We start from the raw sequence: 6,944 nt of genomic DNA on the forward strand, positions 1-6,944 counted from the left end.
CCCCGGCCAGGTCAGAGGGTGTTCGCCACCACGGTCGGTCGCGGTGGCGCGACCGTGTGCGCGTGACCCCGAACAGGTCGTGAAGCTGAGCTGAACAGCCGCGAACAGGCCTTCAGGTCCGGCCGTGTCGGGGTCACCATGAAGGTGTGTCTGCCCTGCATCCCCACCACACGTCGGCGGCGCACCCTTCGGGACACGGTGCGGTCCACCGGCGTTCCCCCGGCGCCACCGGCCCGTCGGACCCGCCCGGGCCGTCCCGCGCCCCCGGCTACCGTCCCATCGTGGACCTGGACTCGGGAGCGGTCGTCGCCGTGGAGGTCGTCGCCGCACCGCCCGCCCCCTCCCCCGCGGTCCCCGGAGGCCCTCCGACCGCGGAGATGGGCGTCCCCGAGGGGACGGCCGTGGCCGACTGGGTGCTGGGCCTGGTCGCGGAGGCGGCCGGGACGGAGAGCCTGCTGCCGCTCGTGCTCCCCCTGCCGGCGCGGATCCTCACCGCCGGGGAGGGCTTCGTGGCCCTGGTGGAGAGCCGGATACGGCGGGCGGGCCGCCGTCCGCGCGACATCACCTTCCTGCTCGGCGCCGACCTGGCGGACCTGCACCGGTCCGTGGTCCTGCCGGGGGTGTCGCGCCTGCGGGCGGCCGGGTTCCGGTGCGGCTTCGGAACGTCGATGGTGCGGCCCGACCTCGTGGTCGAGGCGGCCCCCTTCCTGATGCGGATCGACCCCGGGATCGTGTCCGGGGTGGCGACCGACCAGAGGCACGCGACGGTGGTGGAGGGCCTGGCCCGGATCGGGCGGGGCAGCGGCGTGTACGCGATGGCGTCCGGGGTGGAGGCGGCCGAGGACGTGCTGCGGTTGCGCGCGTGCGGGATACGGCTGGGTACGGGGGCGTTCTTCGCCGACCGCGCCTGGCGGCCCGGGGAGCGGGTGACGCCCGTGCCCGAGCCGACGGCCGGGCAGGGGCGGGAGGAGGACGCGGGGCCGCGGGTCACCGAGTTCATGCTCCCTCCGGTGGGGTTCGACTCCGACACGACCACCGAGCAGGTGCTGGAGGCGTTCACGGGCGATCCGGCGCTGAACAGCGTCATCCTCATCGACCACCGCGAGCGGCCCGTCGGGGTCATCGACCGGACCCGGTTCCTGTTGTCGATGACGGGCAGGTACGGACACGCCCTGCACGCCAAGCGCCCCGCGCTGCGGCTCGCCGAGTCCCCGCGCACGATCCCCGCGTGGATGACGGCCCTGGCGGCGCTCCGCGTGGCGGGCCAGGACACCGAGCGGGTCTACGACGACCTGGTCGCGACCAACTCCTACGGGCAGTGCCTGGGGGTGGTGCACATCAGCGACCTCATCCAGTCCCTCTCCCGGAGCTAGGCCGCCTCCTTCGGAGCTCGCCCCCGCCGGGCTCGCACCCACCCGCTTCCGCGCCCGTGGAGCGCCGCAGGGCCGAACGCCGCACACCGGTCCCGGGAGAGCCGCCCGGACGGCCGCCCGCCGTCCCGGGTCCCGCTGGGGTCACTCCCCCCGGACCGCCCCTCCGGTCCGTTCCGAGCGGAGACCGACCGTGCACGTCCGCTGGGGCGCAGACGCGAACGGCGGGACCGGCACCGGTCGGTGCGGGCCCCGCCGTGGCGTCGTGCGGGTCAGTCGACGGGGTCCGGGCCCTTGGTGCCCGAGGGGCTGCTGGTGGGAGCGGAGCCGTCACCGGAGGAGTACGTGTCGTAGTCCGCCTCCGGGACACCGCCCTCCGCCACCGCCCTGGCGATCGCGGCACGGGTGGCCTCGTCGTTCAGGAACTCCAGCTCGGGGCGCTTGGGCAGGCGCCCGTCCCCGGAGGAGCGGCCCATGAGGCGGCGCCGCAGCCACGGCACCCCGTACTGGCGGGCCCAGCGCCGGTTCTCGCGGCGGCGCAGGATGCGGGGCAGCTGCTGGGGCGGGGTGCTCCAGGGGTCGGTCCAGGACTCGCGCGGCCCCATGGGGAAGCCCAGGAGGTCGGCGATGCGGGCGGCGACGATCTGGTGGCCCGCGCCGTTGAGGTGCAGGCGGTCCTCGCTCCAGGCCCGGGAGTCGGTGAGGGCGTTGAGCGCCCACAGGTCGACGATCTCCGTACCGGTGCGCTCGGCGACGGCGCGCATGTGCATGCTGAAGACCGCGATGCGGCCGCGGTAGTAGCGCAGGACCGGGATCCAGCCGGTGTCGTGCCCGGACAGGATGACCACGCGGATCCCGGCGTCGCGCAGCTGGCGTATGCCCCACTCGAAGTGCTCGGCGAGCTGGTCGAGGTCGCCGCCCGGGCGCAGGACGTCGTTGCCGCCGGCGAGGACGGTCACCAGGTCGGGCTTCCACTCCAGTGTCTGGTCGAGCTGCTCGCCGAAGATGTGCCGCATGCGCCGACCCCGCACACCCAGGTTGGCGTACCGGAACTCCGGGGAGATCCCACCGAGGTGCTCCGCGAGACGGTCCGCGAATCCGCGGTACTCGCCGTTGGGGCCGCTGTCGTCTTCCATCCCCTCGGTGATGCTGTCGCCGATCGCCACGAAGGACCGGATGACGTCCGGTCTGCTCACGCGAGCGGCCGCTGGGGGATTCGTCTCTAGGTCTGTCACGTCAACCAATCATCCGGCTCGACCGTCCCACGCCTACGCAGCGCCGAGGGTGCGCGGGTACGGAATCCTGGTACGGGTCGCGGTCTGCCGCTGACCCAGGTCCGAACACCGTCGACCCCTGGTCGGCCGCGGAGCGCGGCCACCCGGCCGAAGGTCGTTCGGGCGAGGACAGTGCCCGACCAGCATACCCACGACCGACGTCAGAACGCCTGACTTGGGGACCTGCCGGCCCGCTCCGGTTCGTCCCCGCTCCCGGAGCGCGTCACGCTCACCTGTTGCACGGGGAGGGCGGGCGTATGACGGCACAGTGAACAACAACGACCGGCTGGTGCGATACGAGCCATAAGCGGCTTATGAGCTAACTCACACGCCGGTGCGGCCTCCGTACACCGATCTCCCTTGTCACGGTGATCACACGGCGCGGTCACGGGGAGGTCGCCGCAGACCGGGCCGGCCTGGGGGTACCCATGTGGCCCCGGGGCACGTACGATCTCGGAGAAGTGCTCACGGCACCCCTGTCCCCTGGATCGCCGTGCCCACCCGTGGCACACCGGAACTGCTCACGGTCCGGCCCCACCCGGGTGAAGGGCGCGTACTGTGGTGCATCGAACCGAAGGCCCGTGCGGTTCCTCCCCAATTCACGTGCAGACACCAGGAGGTCGAGGTCCCCAGCGGATGAACGCCGTCTCTCCGATCTGCCTCGTCGACCTCGCTCCCGCCCTGCGGTGGTCGAGGTCGCCGGATGTGGCACCCCTGCTCCATCACGACCGGTTGATCGACGGCTGGTGGCACTCGCTGCCGGTCGCCCGCGTCCTGGACATCGCGGGCCCGCCGTGGCTGGCCCACGGCATCGCGCGCCTGGCGGTCGAGCAGTGGGGCCACGTCCCCCTCTCCGAGTTCCTGCCGAGCCTGCGCACCCAGCAGGTGACCTGCGCGGACCTCTCCGAGCCCGTGCGCGGCGCCGTCACCGCCACCGCGGGCGACTGGGACCGCCTCATCTCCACCCCGCCGCAGGAGATCGGCGAGTGGCCGCTCTCCGGCTGCGGGGTCCTCGACGTCGTGAGCACGGTCGCCTGGCGGGCCCTGCAGCCCTGCTGTGAGCTTCCTGGCGGCCCCACCCCCTCACCGGCCCTGATGATGGAGGCCGTGCGCACCATCGCGCACTGGATCCCCGACACCGTGCCGGACCACGTGCGCAGCGCCCTGGAGTACCTCAGCGCGGCCACCGGCGCCGACGGCGCCGCCGCGGACACCGACCCCTCCGGCCACGGCTCGATGCCGCCGCAGACGCCCGCCACCCGGGCGATCCGCACCCTGAGGGCTCTGCGGGCCCAGCGCGAGGAGCGGGACGGGGTCGACGCCCCGTTCCTGGAGGAGGTCGCCGTCAACGGGCACGGCGGCGCCGCTCCCAACGGCATGGTGAGCTCCGCCGCGATGATCCCCGGCTCCGCCCTGGGCTCCGGGGCCGCCGGCACCGGTACCGAGGCCGACAGCGGCCCGGGGGACCTGCGGTCCCAGTTCCGGAGTTCCCTGGTGGGGCCCGGCCGCACACTGCGCCGGCCCAGCTTCGGCCCTCCCAAGGCCATGCGGCCGGACCACGTCGAGGAGCGCCCCCCGCCCCCCGCCCTGGGCCAGCACCCCCTGGTGGACCTGGTCGAGGAGATGTTCCGCTCCTGGCCCGACCTTGAACGCACGGTCGCGGCCGAGCGCCTCTTCGCCACCGACCCCATCAGCATCCGGGTGCTCTCCGAGCAGATCGCGGTCGACGTGACCGAGATCCGCGGCGCCCAGCGCAAGGTCGAGGAGCGCCTGCTCCGCTGGCTGGGCTCCCCCGAGGGGGCGGCGATCACCAAGCACATGCGGGAGCTGTCGGACCAGCTGGGGTCGGCGACCACCATCGACCGGCTGATCAACGCGCACTCCGACCACCCCGTGGACGTGCCCACGCTGAACACCCCCCTGTGGCGGGTGATCATCACCCTGTTCACCGACCGCCGCATGCACAACGGCTGGCTGATCGCCGACGACCCCAACCGCCTGCGCTGGCAGACCCGCGAACTCCTGGGCGACGCCCCCAACATGACCGAGGCGGGCCTGCGGCTCGGCCGGATCGGCATCCGCCAGCAGGAGCTGCGCGCCTGGCTCCTGAGCACACCCGGGGTGAGCCTCAAGGACGGGCACGTGTTCGTCGACACGTCGGTGCCCATGGAGGCTCCCACCAACCACCCGGGCCACATCGCCCCGGAGGACTCGGGGGCCACCACCGAGAACGGGCTGCCGATCCGGCGCCGCCTCGACGGCCAGGCCGCCCCCGCGCAACCCGAGCCCGCCGACCCCGTCCCGGTCCCCGACCACCAGCAGAGACCAGCCCACGAACAGGGCCCTGTGTCGTTCGGTCCCCCCGGACACGAACCCCACCGCCCCGTGCTCCTGGGGCAGCCGCACGGCGCGGCCCCGCTCCTCCAGCCGGTGCTCGCCTCGCACGCCCCCGCCGCACGCCCCGGCGCGAGCGACCCCGCGATGGCGGCCCGCTGCTTCCGCGCCCCGGACGGGCGCTGGTGGCACCGCATCGACATCACCGCCGACCACCTCAACGGCGCTCCCGTCGCCGTCCCCAACGGATACGCCACCCACCTGGGGCTGCAGCCGGGACGCCTGCTGTGCCTGACGGCGCCCGGCGCGGACCTGCTGGTCCTCGTCTGGAGGGACCAGCCCGCGTTCGACTCGCTGCGTCCGCTGCTGCGCCGCCAGGCCGCCCAGCCCGGCGACCGCATGTTCATCACCGTGGCGGGTGACCGGCTGGACGCGCGCAAGCTTCCCGCCACCGACCTGGGCGGGTACACTCCCGCGGCCCGCGCCCTGCACCTGAGCGGGTACACGGCGCCCGCCTCCACGGACGACGCGCTCAAGATCCTGTCCCGCCGGATCACCGACCACGACGACGACGCGCTCGCCGACCCGCAGTCGCTGATCGACCTGTTGACCCTGCGCGGGGACAACGACATCGCCGGGGAGCTGCGCTCGGGGCTGTTCGCAGCGCACTAGGGCGTGTTCTGTGGATGCTTTCGGTTGACTCGGCGCTTGCGCCGATCGACGCGAGCGGCTTCCAGGCCATCTCTCGCAAGACGGGTAGCGCAGTTCAGCCCGGGTTCGGCTGTCCGAGCGCAGTCGGCGCGGCGAGAGGCAGCCCGGGAGACGCGAGCCCGGAATGATCCGCGGAACGCGGCCCAGCCCCCGTCACGGGTTCTCACAACCCTCATCCGCCCTCGTCGCCCCGGGACCGCCGTCCCGGGGCGTCTTCCGTTGCGCACGCGCGGGCACCCCGTCCGGAGAAAAAGCCCACCCGGGGTGTCCCACCAGGGGACAGACCATGTAGGTTAGCCTCACCTAAGTATGAATCGAGGTGGTCCCCCTGTCCACGTACCAGCATCTGGCTCCCCCGCCCGCGGAACGCGCCCGGTCGGTCCTGAGCCGTCCCAACCCCGTGACCGTGACGACCCAGGACCACGCCGTCCACCTCGACGAACCCGCCTGCCACATCCACCCCAACGGGTCGGTGAGCCTGCTGGTCCCCGACCGCCACCTGCTCCTGGAGAGGGTCGGCCGGCACACCACCGCCGCCACGGTCGAGTTCACCGACACCGCCCCGGTGCTGCTGCGCGACCGCACACGCTCCCTCCTGTGGATCAGCGGCACCCTGACCCGGCTGGACCACCCGACGGCTCGTCTGCGCGCCCTGCGCCTCCTGCGCGAGGACCCCGACGAGCGGCTGCTCGACATCGGCCACGGCCGGACGATGGTGGCGCTGGAGCCCTACCTCGTGGTCCACTCCGACACCGACGGCTGCCACCTCCTGCGCACGGACGAGTTCGTCCGGGCCCGCACGGACCCCTTCGGGCGCTGGGAGGGGGAGTGGCTGCGCCACCTGGAGGAGGACCACCCCGACGTGCTGCACGCGATGGTCGTGCGCTCCCCCGAGCCCCTGCCCCCCGGGCGCCCCCGCCCTCTGGGGGTGGACCGCTACGGGATCAGGCTCCGCTTCGAGGGCCCCGACGGCGACCTCGACGCCCGGCTGCCCTTCAGCAGGCCCGCGGACACCCCCCACGACGTCGCGGCCGAGGTCCACGGCATGGCGGGCCTCCCCCACCACTGCGGCCCCTGAGGGATCGGCTCGCGCCCGCCCCCGGGTCGGCGCAGGTGAGGACCGACCGGTCCGCCGGGAACGTCGCGGACCGCCTGCGCGGCCGGTCCCACGGGACCCGGAGAGCAGAACGCGGCGGGGGCGGTCCCACAAGTGCCGGCCCGCCCCCGGGTGACGCGGTCATCCCATCCGCCGCAT

The 6,944-nt window shown here is 73.8% G+C and carries 4 protein-coding genes; 3 read left to right on the forward strand and 1 reads right to left on the reverse strand.

The annotated features are described in order from the left end of the window. The first annotated feature begins 146 nt into the window (after positions 1-146). The gene (locus Q8791_RS30695) at positions 147-1,373 is read left to right on the forward strand and encodes an EAL domain-containing protein (RefSeq protein WP_330095352.1); all 1,227 of its coding nucleotides are present in this window, start codon (positions 147-149) and stop codon (positions 1,371-1,373) included. A gap of 269 nt (positions 1,374-1,642) precedes the next feature. On the opposite strand, the gene Q8791_RS30700 is transcribed toward Q8791_RS30695, so the two are convergent. After that, positions 1,643-2,536: an SGNH/GDSL hydrolase family protein gene (locus Q8791_RS30700; protein WP_407942089.1), complete on the reverse strand. Its 894-nt coding sequence runs from the start codon at positions 2,534-2,536 to the stop codon at positions 1,643-1,645. A gap of 744 nt (positions 2,537-3,280) precedes the next feature. On the opposite strand from Q8791_RS30700, the gene Q8791_RS30705 reads away from it, so the two are divergent. Continuing rightward, on the forward strand, positions 3,281-5,650 hold the full coding sequence (locus tag Q8791_RS30705) for a hypothetical protein (protein ID WP_330095354.1): 2,370 nt from the start codon (positions 3,281-3,283) through the stop codon (positions 5,648-5,650). Between the two features lie 445 nt (positions 5,651-6,095). Further along, positions 6,096-6,767 carry a DUF2470 domain-containing protein gene (locus Q8791_RS30710; RefSeq protein ID WP_407942088.1) on the forward strand — a complete coding sequence of 224 codons (672 nt, stop codon included), beginning with the start codon at positions 6,096-6,098 and terminating at the stop codon, positions 6,765-6,767. Positions 6,768-6,944: the final 177 nt, after the last annotated feature.

Source organism: Nocardiopsis codii (assembly GCF_036327455.1).
In the GTDB taxonomy this organism is placed as follows: Bacteria; Actinomycetota; Actinomycetes; order Streptosporangiales; family Streptosporangiaceae; genus Nocardiopsis; species Nocardiopsis codii.

Excerpts from the sequence above, each read along its gene's own strand:
- Q8791_RS30705 (WP_330095354.1), top strand. The coding sequence starts at position 3,281 with ATGAACGCCGTCTCTCCGATCTGCCTCGTCGACCTCGCTCCCGCCCTG.